The 18288-nt window shown below is 74.1% G+C and carries 16 protein-coding genes and 1 pseudogene; 5 read left to right on the top strand and 12 right to left on the bottom strand.

Annotated features, from left to right (window positions below):
- Positions 1-4: 4 nt before the first annotated feature.
- The 5 genes from IPO09_15750 to IPO09_15730 are packed head-to-tail and all read left to right on the top strand — an operon-like array spanning position 5 to position 4332.
- The gene (locus IPO09_15750) at positions 5-2179 is read left to right on the top strand and encodes a chemotaxis protein CheA (protein ID MBK9518768.1); all 2175 of its coding nucleotides are present in this window, start codon (positions 5-7) and stop codon (positions 2177-2179) included.
- Between the two features lie 3 nt (positions 2180-2182).
- Positions 2183-2995 (top strand): protein-glutamate O-methyltransferase CheR, encoded by an 813-nt coding sequence (locus IPO09_15745; GenBank protein MBK9518767.1) that lies wholly within the window; start codon positions 2183-2185, stop codon positions 2993-2995.
- Complete coding sequence (locus IPO09_15740) at positions 2992-3471, top strand: chemotaxis protein CheD (protein MBK9518766.1); 480 nt, start codon at positions 2992-2994, stop codon at positions 3469-3471. Before IPO09_15745 ends, IPO09_15740 begins: the two co-directional genes overlap by 4 nt.
- A gap of 29 nt (positions 3472-3500) precedes the next feature.
- Positions 3501-3893, top strand: coding sequence for a response regulator (locus tag IPO09_15735; protein ID MBK9518765.1), 393 nt, complete (start codon positions 3501-3503; stop codon positions 3891-3893).
- Positions 3886-4332, top strand: a complete 447-nt coding sequence (locus tag IPO09_15730; GenBank protein MBK9518764.1) for a chemotaxis protein CheX — start codon at positions 3886-3888, stop codon at positions 4330-4332. Before IPO09_15735 ends, IPO09_15730 begins: the two co-directional genes overlap by 8 nt.
- A gap of 9 nt (positions 4333-4341) precedes the next feature.
- On the opposite strand, the gene IPO09_15725 is transcribed toward IPO09_15730, so the two are convergent.
- The 12 genes and pseudogenes from IPO09_15725 to IPO09_15670 all read right to left on the bottom strand — a co-directional run bounded on the left by IPO09_15725 (position 4342) and on the right by IPO09_15670 (position 18286).
- The gene (locus tag IPO09_15725) at positions 4342-5427 is read right to left on the bottom strand and encodes a chemotaxis response regulator protein-glutamate methylesterase (GenBank protein ID MBK9518763.1); all 1086 of its coding nucleotides are present in this window, start codon (positions 5425-5427) and stop codon (positions 4342-4344) included.
- 65 nt (positions 5428-5492) lie between these two features.
- Positions 5493-6026: a purine-binding chemotaxis protein CheW gene (locus IPO09_15720; GenBank protein ID MBK9518762.1), complete on the bottom strand. Its 534-nt coding sequence runs from the start codon at positions 6024-6026 to the stop codon at positions 5493-5495.
- Positions 6027-6290: 264 nt separating this feature from the next.
- Positions 6291-9134, bottom strand: a complete 2844-nt coding sequence (locus IPO09_15715) for a PAS domain-containing protein (protein ID MBK9518761.1) — start codon at positions 9132-9134, stop codon at positions 6291-6293.
- A 326-nt stretch (positions 9135-9460) separates the two neighbouring features.
- A complete protein-coding gene (locus tag IPO09_15710) occupies positions 9461-10243 on the bottom strand; it encodes an OmpA family protein (protein ID MBK9518760.1) in 783 nt (260 codons plus the stop codon).
- A gap of 22 nt (positions 10244-10265) precedes the next feature.
- Positions 10266-11039, bottom strand: a complete 774-nt coding sequence (locus IPO09_15705; GenBank protein MBK9518759.1) for a flagellar motor protein — start codon at positions 11037-11039, stop codon at positions 10266-10268.
- A gap of 3 nt (positions 11040-11042) precedes the next feature.
- On the bottom strand, positions 11043-11285 hold the full coding sequence (locus IPO09_15700; GenBank protein MBK9518758.1) for a flagellar FlbD family protein: 243 nt from the start codon (positions 11283-11285) through the stop codon (positions 11043-11045).
- Positions 11286-11355: 70 nt separating this feature from the next.
- A complete protein-coding gene (locus IPO09_15695; protein MBK9518757.1) occupies positions 11356-12690 on the bottom strand; it encodes a flagellar hook protein FlgE in 1335 nt (444 codons plus the stop codon).
- Positions 12691-12751: 61 nt separating this feature from the next.
- Positions 12752-13435, bottom strand: a complete 684-nt coding sequence (locus IPO09_15690; protein MBK9518756.1) for a flagellar hook assembly protein FlgD — start codon at positions 13433-13435, stop codon at positions 12752-12754.
- Position 13436: 1 nt separating this feature from the next.
- On the bottom strand, positions 13437-14081 hold the full coding sequence (locus tag IPO09_15685; GenBank protein ID MBK9518755.1) for a hypothetical protein: 645 nt from the start codon (positions 14079-14081) through the stop codon (positions 13437-13439).
- Positions 14082-15456: 1375 nt separating this feature from the next.
- Positions 15457-16035 carry a hypothetical protein gene (locus IPO09_15680; protein MBK9518754.1) on the bottom strand — a complete coding sequence of 193 codons (579 nt, stop codon included), beginning with the start codon at positions 16033-16035 and terminating at the stop codon, positions 15457-15459.
- A 298-nt stretch (positions 16036-16333) separates the two neighbouring features.
- Complete coding sequence (locus IPO09_15675) at positions 16334-17668, bottom strand: FliI/YscN family ATPase (GenBank protein ID MBK9518753.1); 1335 nt, start codon at positions 17666-17668, stop codon at positions 16334-16336.
- Positions 17665-18286: pseudogene (locus IPO09_15670) on the bottom strand (flagellar assembly protein FliH). Before IPO09_15670 ends, IPO09_15675 begins: the two are co-directional and overlap by 4 nt.
- Positions 18287-18288 lie beyond the last annotated feature (2 nt).

The raw sequence follows: 18288 nt of genomic DNA, 5'->3' as shown, positions 1-18288 counted from the left end.
CTCCATGGCTGCACGGACACCCGCCGACCTGCTCGACGCCCTGGCCACCGCGGTGGTCGAGGCCGACGCCGACGACGCCGCCACGCTGGCGGAGCTGATCAAGGCGCTGGAGGAGGCCCGCGCCGGGGGGGCCCTGACCGGCCAGCTCCGCGAGGAGGCGGCCGAGCTGGTGGCCTCGCTGGGGGCCACCGACCTCTCGGCGGAGGCCCTGAAGCGCCTCGGGCAGCTGGTCGGCGAGCAGCAGGGCGGGCGCCCGCCCGCGCCCGCCGCTCCGGCCGCGGCGCCCGCCGCCCTCTCGGGGGCGGCCAGCTCCAGGCGCGACGGCGAGACGGTGGAGCTCATCGGCGACTTCCTGGAGGAGTCGGGCGAGGGGCTGACCCGGGCCGACGAGATCCTGCTGGCCATCGAGAAGGGCGAGGCGGATCACGAGAAGATCAACGCGCTCTTCCGCGTCTTCCACACCATCAAGGGCGTGGCGGGCTTCCTCGAGCTGACCCAGCTGGTGGCCCTGGCCCACACCACCGAGACCCTCCTCAACCAGGTCCGGGAGGGCAAGCAGCCGCTGGTGGGCGAGGCCTTCGACGTCACCTTCGAGTCCACGGCGCGCCTCCGCAACATGCTGGACGCCCTGCGCCGGGCGGTGGACGCCCACGTCGACCTGGAGGACGACCCGGCGGTGCCGGGCCTGGTGGAGCGCATCCAGGCGGTCATCGACGAGGTGCCGGAGGAGGGCGCCGAGGCGCCGCAGGCCTTCGTGGTCAAGAAGGGCCCGCCCGACGCCAGCGGCAAGCCGCTCTACGTGGTGCGCAAGCCGGCCGCGCCGGCCGACCTGGCCCCGCCGCCGGCCCCGCCGGCCGAGCCCACCCCGCCGGCCGAGCCCACCCCGCTGGCCGAGCCCACCCCGCTGGCCGCCGCGCCCCGCCCGGCCGCCCCGGCCGCGCCGGCCGCGCCCGCCGGCCCCGCCAGCGACGGCGGCGGCAGCCAGCTGCGCGAGACCGTCAAGGTCGACCTGGAGCGCGTCGACTCGATGGTCGAGATGATCGGCGAGCTCATCATCGTGGAGTCGATGGTGGTGCACGCGCCGGAGATCGCGGCGCTCTCCTCGCTCAAGATCCGCAACTACCTCAACCAGCTCACCAAGATCAGCCGGGACCTGCAGAACGTGGCCATGCGGATGCGCATGGTGCCGGTGCGCGGCGCCTTCCAGAAGATGGCGCGCCTGGTGCGCGACCTGTCGCGCAAGAGCGGCAAGGACATCGTGCTGGAGCAGTTCGGCGAGGACACCGAGATGGACCGCTCCATGGTGGAGCGCATCGAGGACCCGCTGGTCCACCTGGTGCGCAACTCCATCGACCACGGCACCGAGGCGGCCGCCGAGCGCAAGACCGCCGGCAAGGCGCCGCGCGCGGTCATCAAGCTCTCCGCCTACCACGAGGGCGGCAGCATCGTGGTGGAGCTGGGCGACGACGGGCGCGGCCTGCAGAAGGACCGCATCCTGGCCAAGGCCCGCGAGAAGGGGCTGGTGGAGGAGGGGCGCGAGCTCTCCGAGCAGGAGATCTACAACCTCATCTTCCTGCCCGGGTTCTCCACCGCCGCCAAGGTCACCGAGATCTCCGGCCGCGGCGTGGGCATGGACGTGGTCAAGCGCAACATCGAGGGGATGCGCGGCCGCGTCTCGGTGACGTCCCGCCCCGGGCAGGGCTCCACCTTCAAGATGGTGCTGCCGCTCACCCTGGCCATCATCGAGGGCATGCTGATCGCCAGCGGCAAGGAGAAGTACATCATCCCCAGCCTCTCCATCGTGGAGTCGCTGCGGCCCACCCAGGAGATGATCTCCCTGGCGGCCGGGCGCGGCGAGATCATCAACGTGCGCGGCGAGATCCTGCCGCTGCTCCGCCTGCACCGGCTGCTCCAGATGGACGGCCCGGAGCGGCCGCCCACCGAGGGGCACGTGGTGGTGCTGGAGGGGCTGGGCCGCAAGCTGGGCATCGTGGTCGACGACGTGCTGACGCAGCAGCAGGTCGTCATCAAGCCGCTGGGCCAGGGGATCGGCGACACCGACTTCCTCTCCGGCGCGGCCATCCTCTCGGACGGGCGCGTCGGCCTGATCCTGAACGTCGACCGGCTCTCGTCGCTGGCGGCGCGCAGCGGCCTCCGGGAGGCGGCGGTCGGGACCTGACCCATGGACGCCCAGACCTTCAAGGAGTTCCAGGCCATCGCCTACCAGAAGGCCGGCATCTTCCTGCGGGACGGCAAGGCCGCCCTGGTGCAGGCCCGCCTGGCCAAGCGGCTGCGCGAGCTGGGCCTGTCCAGCGAGCGCGAGTACCTGGAGCGCCTGCGCGTCGACGGCGACGACGAGGTGGTGCTCTTCCTCGACGCCATCTCCACCAACTTCACCAAGTTCTACCGGGAGCCGGACCACTTCGAGACGCTGCGCGAGTGCATCCTGGAGCAGAAGGCGGCCGGGCAGCGGCGCTTCCGCATCTGGTGCGCCGCCAGCTCGTCGGGCGAGGAGCCGTACACCATCGCCATGACCCTGGATCCCATCCTGGAGGGCTGCGACTGGAAGGTGCTGGCCACCGACATCTCCACCCGCGTGCTGGCCAGGGCGGTGGCCGGGGTCTACGGCGCCGAGGAGATCGACGGCATCCCGCCGGCCATGCTGCAGCGCTACATGGATCGGCTGCCGCCGGGGGAGGACGGCGAGGTGCAGTGGGCGGTGCGCGACCGGCTCAAGCAGCGCATCACCTACCGGCGCCTCAACCTGGCCGCCCGGCCCTACCCGATGAAGGGGCCGCTCGACGCCGTCTTCTGCCGCAACGTCATGATCTACTTCGATCGCCCCATGCGGGCCGGGGTGGTGGGGGAGTTCGAGCGCCTGGTCGGGCCCGGCTGCCCGCTCTTCATCGGCCACTCCGAGACCCTCAACGGCATCACCACCCGCTTCAAGACCGAGCGCCCCTCGGTCTACCGGCTGCCCGAGGAGGCTCGATGAGGCTCATCACGGTCTCCATCGGCGGGCTGGAGGTGACGGCGGACCGCGACGCCACGCTCATCACCCACGGGCTGGGGTCCTGCATCGCCGTCATGACCTACGACCCGCTCAACAAGGTGGCGGGCATGCTGCACTTCCAGCTGCCCACCTCCACGCTGTCGCCGGAGCGCGCCCAGGGCTCGCCGGGCACCTTCGCCGACACCGGCATCCCCATGCTCTTCGAGCGGATGTACGCGCTGGGATCGAAGAAGGCCAGCATCCTGGTGAAGGTGGCCGGCGGCGGCAACTTCCACGGCGACAACGGCACCTTCGACATCGGCAAGCGCAACTACACCATGATGCGCAAGATCTTCTGGAAGGCCCAGGTGCTCATCGGCGCGGAGGACTGCGGCGGCAACCGCTCCCGCACCGCGCGCCTCTTCGTCGACACCGGCCAGATCACGATCCAGTCCGGGTCCGAGGTCTCCCAGCTGTGACCGCCGCATCTGAAGGGAAGGAGCAGGCCGTGCCGCTCGACATCCTGGTGGTGGACGACTCCCCGGTGACCCGCAAGATGGTGCGGCGCGCCATCGGCCTGTGCGGGCTGGAGATCGGCCAGGTCCACGAGGCCGGCGACGGGGCCGAGGCCCTGGCCCGGCTGGCCGAGCACCACGTGGACCTGGTGCTGGCCGACATCAACATGCCGGTCATGAACGGCATGGAGCTGGTCGAGCGCATGAGCGCCGACGACCGGCTCTCCAAGATCCCCGTCATCATCGTGGCCACCCCCATCAGCGAGCAGCGCATCGAGCGCCTGCTGGACATCGGGGCGCGGGCCTACCTGGCCAAGCCGTTCCGCCCCGAGGCGCTCAAGGACCTGGTCCTGGAGATCCTGGGCAAGGGAGACACCCGTGGCTGACGCGACGTCCGAGCTGCTGACCGACATCGTCGGCACCGTGCTGCAGGACTCGGCCTTCATGTTCGTGGAGCCGGCCGAGGAGCCCATCCAGTGGGGCGAGCGGGTCTTCGCCGCCACCCTGGCCTTCGAGTCGGTGCGCTCCGGCACCCTGCGCCTCACCATGGCGGTGCCGGTGGGGGTGGAGCTGGCCGCCAACATGCTCGGCACCGAGCCCTCCGACCCGGAGGCCGAGGAGAACGGGCGGGCCGCGGTCTCGGAGATCCTGAACGTCATCGGCGGCGCCTTCGTGACGCGCTTCTTCGGCACCAAGGTGCCGAGCCAGCTGGGCCTGCCGCAGGCGGTGCTGACCGGGCTGCCCGCCACCGGCCGGCGCACCTGCGCCGCGGTGGTGCACTCCGAGGCCGGCGACCCGGTGCTGCTCGAGCTCGACCTGGAGTAGGGGAGGCCGCTAGCCGCGGCCGGCGGCCTCGGCCAGCCGCAGCACCTCGGCGCCGATCAGGTCGAGCGGCATGACCTGCTCGACCGCCCCGGCGTCGATGGCCACCTTGGGCATGCCGAAGACCACGCAGGTGGCCTCGTCCTGCGCGATGGTGCGGGCCCCGGCCTCGCGCATGGCCAGCAGCCCCTGCGCCCCGTCGCCGCCCATGCCGGTGAGGATCACGCCCACCGCGTTCTTGCCGGCGGTGCGCGCCACCGAGCGGAACATCACGTCCACCGAGGGGCGGTGGCGGTTGACGCGCGGCCCGTCCTTCACCTCCACCAGGTAGCGGGCGCCGGAGCGCTTCAGCAGCATGTGCTTGTTGCCGGGGGCCACCAGCGCCACGCCGGGGACCACCGAGTCGCCGTCGACCGCCTCGCGCGCGTCCAGGCGCGACATGCTCTTGAGCCGGTTGGCGAAGAACTTGGTGAAGAGCTCGGGCATGTGCTGGGTGATGACGATGCCCGGCACGTTGGGGGGCAGGGTGGCCAGGATGCGCTCGATGGCCACGGTGCCGCCGGTGGAGGCCCCGATGGCCAGGATCTGGTTGGTGGTGCGGGTCAGCGAGGGGGCGGCGGCGCCGCTGCGCGGCGGCGGCGCCGGTCGGTCGGCCGGCACCCGGAGGCCGGTGCTGGCCACCTCCTTCACCTTCTCCACCAGGTCGGCGGTCATGTCGCCCACCGAGTAGGCCGCCCCGGGCTTGCACATCACCTCCACCGCCCCGGCCGCCAGCGCCTCCATGGCCAGCTCGCCGCCGGCCTGCGTCAGGGACGAGACCACGATCACCGGGGTGGGGCGGTACTGCATGATCTTGCGCAGGAAGGTGATGCCGTCCATGCGCGGCATCTCCATGTCGAGGGTGATCACGTCGGGCTCGCGCTCCAGCAGCATGTCGCGCGCCACGAAGGGGTCGGGGGCCGCCCCCACCACCTCGATGCCCGGGTCCTTGGCCAGCTCGGTGGAGAAGACGTTGCGGACCACCGCCGAGTCGTCCACCACCAGGACGCGGATCCGGCGGGTGCCGGGGCGGAGCGGGGCTGGCGTCGTGAGGGACATGGGTGGCTCCGTCCGGGTGGGGGCCGGGGCCGTGGCCCGGGCGGCGATGGGACCGCGGACCGCGGCTAGCCGGCGGTGCGGGCCAGGTCGTGGGCCTCGTCGCTGGAGAGGATGCGCGCGATGTCGAGCAGGAAGACGATGCGCTTCTCGTGCTTGCCGACGCCGAGGATGAACTCCTCGTCGAGCTGGGCGTGGGCCAGCGAGGGAGCCGGCTCGATCTGCGCGCCGTCGATGGAGAGCACCTCCAGCACCTGGTCCACCAGCAGCCCCATGGTCAGCGGCCGGCCGTCCACGGCGCACTGGACCACGATGATGACCGTCTGGTCGGTGGCCTCGGTCCGCTCCATGCCGAACTTCAGCCGCAGGTCGACCACCGGGATGACCTTGCCGCGCAGGTTGATGACGCCGCGGACGAACTCGCGGGTGCGCGGCACCCGGGTGATCTCCATGAGCCCGATGATCTCGCGCACCTTGAGGATCTCGAGGCCGTACTCCTCCCGGGCGAGCTGGAAGGTCATGTACTTGCCGGCCAGGCGCTTGCCCAGGTCTGAGGCGCCGCCCTCGGCGCCAGCGGACTTCTCGACGGTGGTCTCGTTCATGTCATCTCCCTCCCTCGGGCGGGCCGGACGTCGGCGCGCTCGGGTGTGGTGGCTCCTTGTGAGAGCAGTCGATGTGCCAGCTTTGGCCAGGCCAGCCACCGCAGATCACGGGGCCCTCCTGGCCTTGACCGGAAAAAACCGAAGTAAAAACAGAATATTGAGGCATGGCTCCTTTGGGGGTTGGCGAGGCACGGTCCCGAGGCGGCATGGGTCCCGCAGAACCTCCGCCCCCACCCGGGTCGGTCAGACCCGGCCCCGCTCCGCTCAGAACTCCTTCAGCTCGGTGGCGTCGTCCATGGGGAACAGCGCGTCGGCTGGCCGGCGCGGTGAGCGCGCCGTGGGGCCGCGGGCCTGGGTGGTGGTCCGGGGTGCGCGGCGTGTCGCCGCCGGCAGGGCCGCGGCCTGCCGCGCCGACCCGGGCCGGGCCAGCTGGAAGGCGCCCACCATGGCGGCCAGCTCCTCGGCCTGCCCGTTCAGCTCGCTGGCGGCCGAGGAGGACTGCTCCGCCGAGGCGGCGTTCTGCTGGGTCACCTTGTCCATCTCGGCCACCGCCTGGCTCACCTCCTGGATGCCGCCGGTCTGCGCCTTGGCGGCCGCGGCGATCTCCGAGACGATGTCCGAGACCTTGCCGATGCCGGCCACGATCTGGCCGAGCTGGCCCGCCACCTGGCGCGAGGTGACCTCGCCCTCGCCGGCCTGCCGCACCGACTCGCGGATCAGGGCCTCGGTCTTGGTGGCCGCCTCCTTGCTGCGCAGGGCCAGCGAGCGGACCTCCTCGGCCACCACCGCGAAGCCGCGGCCGGCCTCTCCGGCGCGCGCCGCCTCGACGGCCGCGTTGAGGGCCAGCAGGTTGGTCTGGAAGGCGATCTCGTTGATGTCCTTGATGATCTGGGAGGTGCCCTCGGCGCTGGCGCGGATCTGGGTCATGGCCACCTGCATCTGCTCCACCGCGGCGGCCCCGGCGGTGGCAGCGGACCTGGCGTCCTGCGCCAGGGTGTTGGCCTGGCCGGCGTTGTCGGCCGACTGGCGGGTCATGCCGGAGACCGACTCCAGGCTGGAGGTGGTCTGCTGCAGCGAGGCGGCCTGCTCCGAGGCGCCCGAGGCGACCGCCTGGGACGACGCGGCGATCTGCTGCGAGGCGCTGGTCACCTGCTCCACCGCCGACGACACCTGGGTCAGGGCCTCGTGCAAGGCCTCGGCGGTGGCGTTGAGCGAGTCCTTGATGCGGGCGTGATCGCCCTGGTAGGCGCCGGCCACCCGCGCCCGGAGGTCGCGCTGGGCCAGCTGGTCGAGCACCGCGGCCGCCTCGGCCAGGGGGGCCACCACCGCCTCCAGCGTGCCGTTCACGCCGGTCACGATCTTGGCGAAGTCGCCCTGGTGGCGCGAGGCGTCGGCGCGGGTGGAGAGCCGGCCGGCGATGGCCGCCTCGGAGAGGGTGGCCACGTCGCGGGTCAGGGCCCGCACCGCCTCGGCGCTGCGCTGGATGGCGCCGGCGATGGTCTGGAAGGTCCGCTGGACCTCGGCGGTGTCGGCGTCGGCCTCGGCCACCCGGGTGTCCACCTCGAGGTCGCCGCGCGACAGCTTCTCCAGCGCCGCCACCACCCGGGCCGTCTCGCTGGCCTGGAACGCCGACACCTTCTGGCCCTGCCGCATGGCGCGCTTCACCGCGGTCTGGTCGCTCACCACCTCGAAGGCGCCGATCACCTGGCCGCCCCGGTCGCGCAGCGGCACGCCGGAGTAGGCGATCTCCAGCTCGCCGGCGGCCGGGCGGGCGGTGGTCTCGCTGGCGGCCACCCGGTTGCCGCTCATGGCCCGGGCGCAGGCGCAGCGCTCGGTGTCGCAGTCCTCGGTGCGGAACAGCTCGGCGCAGCGCTGCCCCAGCGCCTGGCCGCGGTCGCGCCCCACCACCTTCAGGGCGGCGCTGTTCAGGTAGCGGGCCTTGAAGTCGCGGTCGATGATCATGGCCGGGGCCGGCATGGCGTCGAGGTGGCCGACCAGCGTGTCGATGGTGGCGTTGACGCCGTCCACCACCCGGCGGAAGGCCCCCTGGTGGCGGGCGGCGTCGGCGCGCTGCTCCAGGTGCCCCTGCACCGCGGCCTCGGCCACCCGGGCCATCTCGACCTCCAGGGCCGCGAGGGTGTCGATGCAGGTGTTGAGGTTGTCCTTGATGGCGCTGAAGTCGCCCTGGTACCGATCGGTGATCTTCGGCGGCAGGTCGCCGCGCGAGATGCGGGCCACGTAGTCGGCGGTGACCCCCATGGGCCTCATGAAGGCGTCCAGCGTGGCGTTCAGCCCCTCCACCACCGGCCGGAACTCGGGGTCCAGGTGGGCGGTGTCGCCGCGCAGGCCGAGGCGACCCTCCGCCACCGCCTGGCTGAGCTTGCCGGCCTCGGCCACCAGGGCGCGGACCGTGCCGCCGATGCGGCGGGAGAGGGTCCAGGCCATGGCCAGCAGCGCCAGGCCGGCCAGCAGCGCCGTCACCAGGATGAGCCGGGTGTCGGAGGAGGCCGCCGCCTGGCCCTCGGCGCCGTTCCTGGCGGCGTCGGCCAGGGTCTGTCCCTTGATGGCCTCGATGCCCGCCTCGGCCCGCTCGAAGACCGGCCACCCCTCCTGCATGGCGGTCCAGGCGCGGGCCTCCAGGGCGACGATGGCCGGGTCGGTGGCGGTGGCGCCGGCGGCCAGCCGGTCGGCCCGCTCCCCCGCCAGCCGGGCCAGCTCCTCCACCGTGCCGCGCCACTCGGTGAAGGGGGTCTTCCATGCCGCCCACAGCGCCAGGGTGGCGGGCTGGTGCGGCTGCGCCTCGTAGGCGCGGGTGGCCTCCTCCACGGCGGCCAGCTTCTCCCGGACCTGCGCCAGGGCCTCCCGGGCCTGGCCCGGGGTGATGCGCCGGTTGACCAGCTTCCAGGTGGCGGCCTCCAGGCTCATCTGCGCCTCGTCGGCGCTCGCCAGCGCCACCAGGCTGGGGATCTTCTGGTTGGTCGCCTCGTCGAGGTGGCCGGCGATGTCGCGGGCGCTCCACCAGGCCAGGCCGCCGACCAGCAGGAGGACCACGGTGGCGGCCGCCAGGGCCGCGAAGATCTTGGCGCCGATCGTCAGCTTCGAGAGCATGGTGCTGCCTCCAGGTGGACCGGCCGGGGGGCCGGTCTGGCGCGGCCTGGGGACGCTGCGTCCGCGGTCGCGAAGCGGACATGAGCAGTCGGCGTGCCATTCGGGGGATGGGTGAGACGGACCCCGCGTCCGCGTCGGACGGACGCTGCGGCTGGTGCGACGGAGCGGAGATCCGGCCTGGCGGCGAGGGGTTGCGCCGGCGCCGGCCCCAGCTCGACCGACGGTACGCGTCGTGGGGCGTCGCAGGGCGCGGTCGTGTGGGACAGGGCCTCGGCGGGTCCCCGCCGACCCCGCGTCGGGTGGACCCAGGTCCGGTACCCGGCCCGCTACTCCAGGCCGGAGTTCAGCAGCTCGTCGTTGGCCTCGAGCTCGATGACCAGCTCGACCCGGCGGTTGCGCTCGCGCGCCTCCAGGGTCTCCTCGGCGGAGACCGGGTGGGCCGAGCCGAGCCCCACCGCCTGCAGCAGCTCGGGGCGGGCCCGGTGGGCCGCCTCCAGGTAGGTCACCACCGTGGCGGCCCGCGCCGCCGACAGGTCCCAGTTGTTGCGGTAGCGGTCGCCGCCCTGCGGCGTCTCGTCGGTGTGCCCCTCGACGCGCAGGGTGCGCTCGAGCGGCACCAGCTCCATGGCGATGGCGTCGATGACCGAGAGGATCTGCGGGCGCAGCGCCGCCTGCCCGGCGTCGAAGAACTCGGTGGCGGCCAGCCGCACCGTCAGGCGCCGCCCCTCCACCGCCACGGTCACCGAGGGCCGGACGTTGCGCTCCATCAGGAAGGGCTTGATGCGCTTCTCCAGCTTCTTGCGCAGCATCTCGATGGCCTTGGCCTTCGGCGCCTGGTTGGAGTTGGAGCCGGAGTTGAGCGCCGGCCCGCCGCCGTTGGCGGCCGGACCGTCGAAGATGGGCAGGGCGCCGGTGCCGCCGGTGCCGCCGTAGTGCATGGCCCACTGGATGGACTGGACCGCCTGCTGCATCTTCTTGTTGTCCACCCGGGACACCGAGTAGAGCACCACGAAGAAGGCGAAGAGCAGGGTGATGAAGTCGGCGTAGGAGACCAGCCACCGCTCGTGGTTCTCGTGCTCCTCGGCGTGCGCCTTCTTCTTGCGGGCCACTCAGGTCTCCCAGGGTCGGCCGTCAGGCCGCCTTCTTCTCGGCGGGGGGCGCTTCCTCGCCCGTGTAGGCGCGCAGCTTCTCCTCGAGCACCCGCGGGTTGACGCCCTCCTGGATGGAGAGCACCCCCTCGGCGATGAGGGTCTTGCGCTCCTTCTCCAGCTTGAGCTTGCGCTTGATCTTGTTGGCGAAGGGCAGGAAGAACAGGTTGGCCGCGCCCACGCCGTACACCGTGGCCACGAAGGCGGTGGCGATGCCGCCGCCCAGCTTGGACGGGTCGTTCAGGTTCTCCATCACGTGGATGAGGCCGAGCACCGCGCCCAGGATGCCGACGGTGGGGGCGAAGCCGCCCATCGACTCCCACACCTTGGCCCCCACCTCGTTCTCCTCGTACTCGGCGTCGATGGCCCCCTCCAGCGTGTCGCGGGTGACGTTGGCGTCCACCCCGTCCACCACGAACTGCAGGGCCCGCCGCATGAACGGGTCGGTGACCTCGCCGAGCCGCCCCTCCAGCGCCAGCACGCCGTCGCGGCGGGCCAGCGAGGCGTAGTCCACCAGCTGCTTGGCGATGCCGCCCATGTCGCGCTTCTTCTCGCTGAAGACCATCTTGGCCAGCTTGAGCCCGTGGAAGAAGTCCTTCTTGGGGAAGGCCACGGCCACGGCGCCGATGGTGCCGCCGAAGACGATCATGGCGGCGGTGAGCTGCAGGATGGAGCCGACGTGGCCGCCTTCCAGCGCCTGGCCGACCAGGATGGCGGCGATGGCGAAGACGATCCCGCCGACGCTGGTGATGTCCATGGGCTAGTCCTCCGGGTTCGGCACGCTGCGCGGGAACGGCAGCACGTCGCCCCGGCGCTCGGGGCCCAGCTGGCAGCGCCGCCGCCACGCCGCCACCCGCTCCACCACCTCGTCCGGGGGCTCCTTGACCATCAGGTGCATGGCGTTGACGAGCTGGATCACGGTGTCCGGTGTGGCCTCGACGGTGAGGACGTGGTCGGCGTTGACCACCAGCTCCTTCCCGTCGAGGCGTGTCAGCACGATCATGTGAGCTCCAGGCACCCGGGTCATCGGTACGCCAGGGCGGTCCCTTAAGGACGCCCTGGGTGCAAGCCGCCTACCGCTTGAGCGCGATCAGCTCGGAGAGCAGCTGGTCGGCGGTGGTGATGGTCTTCGAGTTGGCCTGGAAGGCCCGCTGGGCGGCGATGAGCCGCACGAACTGCTCGGCCAGGTCCACGTTGGACTGCTCGAGCGAGCCCGAGATGATCGAGGCGCGTCCGCCGGCACCCGGGGCGCCGATGACCGGCTGGCCGGAGGCCTGGCTCTGCTGGAACAGGTTGCCGCCGACCCGCTCCATCCGGTCCGGACCGGAGAAGGCGGCCACCGCCACCTGGCCGAGGACGCGGGTCTGGCCGTTGGTGAAGACGCCGTTGATGTTGCCGGTGGGGTCGATGCGGATGGAGGCCAGCTGGCCGGAGCCGAAGCCGTCCTGGCCGATGAAGGTGGAGGCCGAGGGGGCGGCGAACTGCGAGACGCCCAGCAGGCCGGTGTTCCCGGCCACCGCGGTCGGGTCGCCGAAGTTGAAGGTGAGGGGCTGGGGGGCGGCCGCGCCCAGCGGGTTGAAGGTGGTGGCGTTGGTGGCCCGCGGCACGTCGGTGGCCAGGCGGCCCTGGTTGTCGAAGGTGAGGGCGCCGCCGGCGATGACCTCCAGCGTGCCGGCCACGGCCGGCGGGGCCAGCCCGCCGCCGTCGGTCATGGCGTTCCACTCCCAGGAGTTGCCGCCCGCGCCGGTGGCCGTCTTGGAGAAGAACACCTGCACCGCGTGGGCGGCGCCCAGGGTGTCGTAGACGGTCATGGAGGTGGAGAACTCGGAGGTGCCGCCGGGGTTGGCCGGGTCGAACGGGATGGGGGCGCCCAGGGCGTCGGTCTTGATGACGGCGTCGGCCTTGAGGTTGGCCTTCACCTGGATGGAGCCGGTGGCCCGCGGCTGGGCCGAGGCGGTGCCCACCAGCAGGTTGCCCGGCTGGGCCGAGAGGGCGCCGGCGGCGTCGGCCGGGAAGCCCTGCACCTTGAGCCCCTCCAGGTTCACCATGAAGCCGTCCTTGTCCACGGTGAACTGGCCGGCGCGGGTGAAGAAGTTGGCGGTCTGGCCGTTGTGGTTGCCGCTCACGATGAAGAAGCCGTTCCCCTGCAGCGCCAGGTCGGTGGCGATGCCGGTGGAGTTGAGGGCGCCCTGGGTCAGGATCTTCTGCACCGACTCGAGCCGCGCGCCCAGGCCGATCTCGCCGGTGCCGCCGATGACCGTCTGGGTCAGGGCGTCCTCGAAGGCGGCCCGGCCGCCCTTGAAGCCGATGGTGTTGGCGTTGGCGATGTTGTCGCCGACGACGGAGAGCTCGAGCGACGCGGCCTCGAGGCCGGTGGTGCCTGCGGAGAGGGAGGTGAGGAGCGACATGGCGGCTTCCTTTCGGGTGCGGTGAGGTCGGTTGGGGTGGCTGCGGTGGCGGTGGCGGTGGCTAGGTGGGCGGCGCGGTGGCGATCTCGGTGACGTCGCCGAGCTGGACGACGTTGCCGTTGACGAGCAGCTGCGGGACGGAGCCCTCGAAGGAGACCCCGCTGACCACCCCGCGCACGAAGGTGGCGCTGCCCACCTCGGTGCCGTCCCGCTTGGAGGCGGCGACGATCAGCTGGTAGGTGCCCGAGTCGAGGGGCTGGCCCTGGTCGTCGCGCCCGTCCCACTCGGTGGCGAAGGTGCCGGCGCCGCGGGCGCCCAGGTCGAGGGTGCGCACCACCTTGCCGGCGGCGTCGGTGATCATGGCCACGGTGTTGTCGGAGGCGGCGCCCAGCAGCACCGAGAACTTGGTGGCGGCGGCGCCCTTGGTGAGGGCCAGGTGGTCGGCGTTGAAGAGGATCTCCTTGCCGATCATCTGGGGCACGGCCATCTGGTTGGCGTTGGCCTGGCCCAGGGCCAGCGTGTCGAGCTTCCTGCCCATGTTCTCCAGGGCCTCCACCGAGGAGAACTGGGCCAGCTGCGCCACGAAGGCGTTGGAGTCCATCGGCGACAGCGGGTCCTGCTTCTGCAGCTGGGTGGTGAGCAGCTTGAGGAAGGAGTCCTTGTCGAGGGTGCTCTTGGCCGTCGGCGCGACGACGCCGGTGACCTGCGGCAGGCTCCCCAGGGAGCTGGTGACGACGTCGGCCATCTCAGGCCTCCACGTGGTGGGCGGTGGTGCGGCCCGCCGGGCGCCGGCCCTGCGGCGCGCCGGGGGTGGACAGGGGGCGATCGCCGGCGGGGCCGCCGGGCGGATCGCGGTCGGGCCGGTCCTGCCGGCCCTGCGGCGCCTCGTGCCCGGCGGCGGCGCGGGCCGCCTCGGGGGGCGCGGCCTGCGGCTGGGGGCGCTCCACCTCCAGCTGGCCGAGCCTGAGCCCCTCGGCCGCCAGGGCCCGCTGCAGCTCCTGGCCCCGGCCGACCACGGTGGCGGCCTGCTCGCCCTCGACGCGGACGTGGGCCACGCCGTCGCGGACGCGCAGGTGCAGGGACAGGTCGCCCAGGGTGTCCGACGCCAGCCTGAGGTGGGCCCCGCCGGGCAGGATGGCGCCACCCACGTCGCACGGCAGCGGGTCCTGGGGCAGGAACGGCGCGGGGCGCGGGGCGGCCGCGGCGGGGCGCGGCTGGGTGGGCTCGGGGGCGGCGGCCGCGGCCGGCCCGGACAGCGGGCCCTGGGGCTGCGGCTCGGCCGTGGCCCGGGAGGTCTTGGGGCGCTGCGGCTCGCCCGGCTCGCGCAGCGCCTGGCCGCCCTGCGAGGCCTGGGACAGGCGGGCGCCGGTGGCCAGGTCGCGGGCCAGCAAGGCCGCCGGCGCGAGGCGCTGGTCCGGCTCGGCGGCGGCGCGCGCCGGCGGCTGGGGTGCGGCGGGGCGCGGCGGGCCAGCCAGCTGGCGCGGCGAGGCGGTGTCGGCGGTGGCGCGGCGCGGCGCGCCGGGTCGTCGCGGCGGCGGACCGGCGCGGGGGCGGGGGGCGACTCCTCCCTGGCCGAGTCGATGGCCTGGGCGGGAGACGGGACGCCAGCGTCGCCGTCGGCCTGCGGCTGGACGGGTGGTGCCGGCTCGGCCTGCGCGGCGGGTCGCCCGGGGGCTGCAGGCGGGAGCCCGGCCGCGGTGGGACGACCTGCGGCGGCGAGGCCTCGGCGATCAAGGGCAGGGCCAGCCTCGGCGCCATCGCCGGAGCGATCCTGGTCACTGGTGGTGGTGTCGTCGGTCGTCACGTCTCGGTCCCGCTGCGGTGCAAATGCACGGACGGTGCCGGAGGCGGCCGGCGTGGCCGAGGCGGGCGCCCCGGGCTCGAGCCTGGCGCTGCGCCCCGGCATGCCGGCGGGCGCGACCGGGCCCCGTGGCTCCTGCGCGGACGGGTGGTTGGCAGGGTGCGGCCCAGGGTGGACCTCGACAGTGCAGGGCGGAACGGCGGGCTGGGCCGACGGTGTGTGGGCGGCCATTCCTGCCGGGCTGGCCGGTCCGGCCTGGCGGCCAGGCGCCAGCCCCCCGCCGGCCCGCGCCATGCGGCTGGCGCTGGCTCCGGGCGAGCCGGGCGGCAGGCCCGGCTCGGATCGCGAGAGGATCGGCGACGAAGGGGCCGTGGCGCCGGCGTCGCGGGCCTGGGAGGCCTCGCTGGACCCCGTGCTGGCGGTCACGGACGGCGTCGCCGCGGGCCTCCTGCCTGAGCTCACGGGCCACGCCGCTGCGGGCGCCATGCCCGCGGCCGTGGCCATGCTCGCCCGAGCGCCCGCGAGGGTGCTCGCCGCAGCCAGCGCGGCGGCCAGGACGACCCCCTCTCCCGCCGGGGCGGGAGAGGGGGCCTGGGCGGCGAGGAGGCTGCTCTCAGGGGCCTCCTGCGCCGCGACGGCCGAACCTTCGAGCGGGTCCGAGGTGGCGACGGCTGGCGTGCCCGACTCCGAGCCGGCCTGGGTCGCGGCAGCGGCAGCGGCGAGGGCAGCGCCAGCCGCAGCGGCGTGCTCGGCCAGGCCCGCCAGCAGGGCCGCCTGGCGGTTCCCGGCCGGCGCCTCCGCGGCCGCGCGCTCCGACGGGCGCCCCGGGCTGGCGGAGGCCAGGAGCACGGCGAAGGGGCTCTCGGCGGTGCGCCGTCCCAGCTGGGAGCCGCCCGCGGCGAGGTCGGGACCCCGCGGCGTCACGGCGCCGGTGGTGACCAGCGTGAGGCCGGCCAGGTCGATGGTCATGGCGACTCCTTCTTGGCGAGGAGCGTGACCAGCGAGGCGCTGGTGGCGCTGTCCATCTTCTCGAGCACGGCGGCGGCCTCGGCCGGCTTCATGCCGGCCAGGAGGGTGGCGGCCAGCGGGCGGTCGAGCCGGGTCAGCAGCGCGGCCGCCTGGTCGGCCTTCATGCTCTTCATGGTCTTGGCGAGCGCCTCGAACGGCGCGGCGGGGCCCTTCTGGCCTGGCCTGGGCTTGGCCCCCTTGGCGGCCCTGGCCTGCGCCTCGGCGGCCTGCGTGACCAGCGCCTCGAGCCGTCCGGTCTCCGCCTTGAGGGCGGCGCGGGCCTCGGCGATCTCCTTGGTGAGCCGGTCCAGGCGGGCCCGCTCGGCGGCCAGGGCCTCCTGGTCGGTGGCGCGCCCGCCGGCGGAGCGGCGCAGCTCCTCGGCCAGGGCCTTGCCGGTCAGCGTCGGCGGCACCGGCGGCTCGCGCGAGGCCGGGGCGGGCTCCTTCTTCCCGCCGGTCAGGCCGCGCACCGCGGCCGCCGCCGTGGCGGCGTCGCCCGCGGCGGCACGGCCGGCGCTGGGCGAGGCGGCCTGGATGGCCCCGGTGGCGTGATCCTCCAGCGTGGCGGTGCCGTTGCCGTGCCCGACCGTGCCTGGCGCGGTGGGGGCGCGCGGGGCGGCCACCACCGGCGCGGCCGCGTGCGGCTCGGGCACCTCGGGGCTGAGCGGCGGGACGGCCTCGGCGGCGTGGGGATCCGGCCGGGCCAGCGGGTGCGCCGGGCCGCGGACCTCGGGCGCCGGCGGGGCCGGCGGCTCGCTGGCGCGCGACGGGGCCGCCGCCAGGGGGGCCAGCAGCAGGCAGGCCAGCCGCAGCGACGCGAGGCAGGAGCGGCGCTCAGGCATGGGGGCGCTCCTGGGGGCCGAGGAGCTGCGCCAGCCGGCCCAGGGTCTCGTCGAGCGGGGTGCGCTCGTCCGGGTCCTGGCGCAGGAAGGCGCGCAGCGGCTCGATGCAGCGGATGGCCCGATCGACCCTGGGGTTGGAGCCGGCGGCGTAGGCGCCGACCTCGATGAGATCCGCCGCCTCGCGGTAGGCCGAGAGCACCTCGCGCGCCTGGCGGGCCAGCTCGCGGTGCTCCGGCGGCACGATGTCGCTCATGACGCGGGAGATGGAGGCCAGGACGTCCACGGCCGGGTAGAGGCCGGCCTCGGCGATGCGGCGGGAGAGGATGAGGTGGCCGTCCAGGGTGGCGCGGGCGGCGTCGGCGATGGGGTCGCCGGTGGTGTCGTCACCCTCCGCCAGGATGGTGTAGAAGGCCGTGATGCTGCCCTGGCCGGCGTCGTTGCCGGCCCGCTCCACCAGGCGCGGCAGCACCGCGAAGGCGCTGGGCGGGTAGCCCTTGGTGGTGGGCGGCTCGCCGGCCGCCAGCCCGATCTCTCGCTGGGCCTGGGCCACCCGCGACAGCGAGTCCATCAGCAGGAGCACCTTCTGGCCCTGGGCCCGGAAGTACTCGGCCACCGAGGTGGCGGCCATGGCGGCCCGCAGCCGCTTGAGGGGGGACTCGTCGCTGGTGGCCACCACCACCACCGCGCGGGCCAGGCCGGCGCCCAGGTCGCGCTCGATGAACTCGCGCACCTCGCGGCCGCGCTCGCCCACCAGCCCGACCACCACCACGTCGGCGGAGGCGGAGCGGGCCAGCATGCCCAGCAGCACCGACTTGCCGACGCCCGGGCCGGCCATGACCGCCATGCGCTGCCCCTCGCCCACGGTGAGGCAGGCGTCGATGGAGCGGATGCCCAGCGTCAGCGGCTCGGTGACCCGGCGGCGGTGCAGCGCCGGGGGCGGCACGGCGTGCAGCGGGGCGCGGCCGCGCAGCAGCGGCGTGGGCCCGGCGTCGATGGGGCGCAGCGAGGCGTCCACCACCCGGCCCAGCAGCTCCGGGCCGACCGGCACCCGGTCGGCGGCGGCGCGCGGGACCACGTCGCACCCCTCGCCGATGCCCTGGATCTCGGAGAGCGGCATCAGCCTGGCCACGCCGCCGGCGAAGCCCACCACCTCGGCCAGCACCAGCTGGCCGTCCTTGGTGCGGATCTCGCAGGCCGTGCCGACCGGCACGCGCGGCAGGGTGGCCTCCACGATCAGGCCGGTGGCCCGGATGACCGTGCCCGTCAGCGGGGTGGGGTCGGCCTCGTCGAGGATGCGCCGCAGCGCCTCGCGGTCGTAGAGGCTCACGCGGCGCCCTCCTCCAGCGCCGAGGCGGCGGCGCGGTGCAGCTCGTCGAGGCGGGTGCGCAGCCGGCCGTCCACCTTGCCGAAGTCGGTCTCCACCACCACGTCGCCGGGCTCCAGGGTGGCGTCGCCGACCACCTCGATGGCCGCGGCGGTGACCCCCAGCTCCCCGGCTGCGGCCGGACCGGCCACCTGCGAGAGGTGCTCCGGGTGGACCCGCACCACCACCCGCCGGGAGTCGCCGGCCCGCTTGAGGGCCCCGCGCACCAGGTTGAAGAGCGCCTCCGGCCCGGTGGCCAGCTCGGCCTCCAGGATGCGCCGCGCCACCAGGAAGCCGATCTCCAGGGCGTCGTTGCGGGCCTGCTCGGCCAGCCGCTCCGACTGGAGCTTCAGCACCTCCACGGCGTGCGCCACCCGCTGGAAGGCCTCGGCGCGGAGGGCGGCCAGCTCCTCCTGGGTGGGGCCGGGCGGCGGCTCCGGCTCCTGGCGCCGCCCGTGGAAGCTGGGGGGCCGCGGCGGCGGGCGCCCGCCGGCGTGCCCGAAGGTCGCCAGGCGGGCCTCGCCCACCGGGGGGATGGCCTGCAGGAAGGCCGGGCGCTGGAGGGAGTCGGCCATGGGTCACCC

Source organism: Anaeromyxobacter sp. (genome assembly GCA_016718565.1).
Classification (GTDB): domain Bacteria; phylum Myxococcota; class Myxococcia; order Myxococcales; family Anaeromyxobacteraceae; genus JADKCZ01.
Note: the sequence above shows the minus strand (reverse complement) of the source record. Positions and strands in the feature narration are given on the sequence as shown.

Excerpts from the sequence above, each read along its gene's own strand:
- IPO09_15695 (MBK9518757.1), bottom strand. The coding sequence starts at position 12,690 with ATGTCGCTCCTCACCTCCCTCTCCGCAGGCACCACCGGCCTCGAGGCC.
- IPO09_15745 (MBK9518767.1), top strand. The coding sequence starts at position 2,183 with ATGGACGCCCAGACCTTCAAGGAGTTCCAGGCCATCGCCTACCAGAAG.
- IPO09_15715 (MBK9518761.1), bottom strand. The coding sequence starts at position 9,134 with ATGCTCTCGAAGCTGACGATCGGCGCCAAGATCTTCGCGGCCCTGGCG.
- IPO09_15750 (MBK9518768.1), top strand. The coding sequence starts at position 5 with ATGGCTGCACGGACACCCGCCGACCTGCTCGACGCCCTGGCCACCGCG.
- IPO09_15720 (MBK9518762.1), bottom strand. The coding sequence starts at position 6,026 with ATGAACGAGACCACCGTCGAGAAGTCCGCTGGCGCCGAGGGCGGCGCC.
- IPO09_15700 (MBK9518758.1), bottom strand. The coding sequence starts at position 11,285 with ATGATCGTGCTGACACGCCTCGACGGGAAGGAGCTGGTGGTCAACGCC.
- IPO09_15690 (MBK9518756.1), bottom strand. The coding sequence starts at position 13,435 with ATGGCCGACGTCGTCACCAGCTCCCTGGGGAGCCTGCCGCAGGTCACC.
- IPO09_15740 (MBK9518766.1), top strand. The coding sequence starts at position 2,992 with ATGAGGCTCATCACGGTCTCCATCGGCGGGCTGGAGGTGACGGCGGAC.
- IPO09_15725 (MBK9518763.1), bottom strand. The coding sequence starts at position 5,427 with ATGTCCCTCACGACGCCAGCCCCGCTCCGCCCCGGCACCCGCCGGATC.
- IPO09_15705 (MBK9518759.1), bottom strand. The coding sequence starts at position 11,039 with ATGGACATCACCAGCGTCGGCGGGATCGTCTTCGCCATCGCCGCCATC.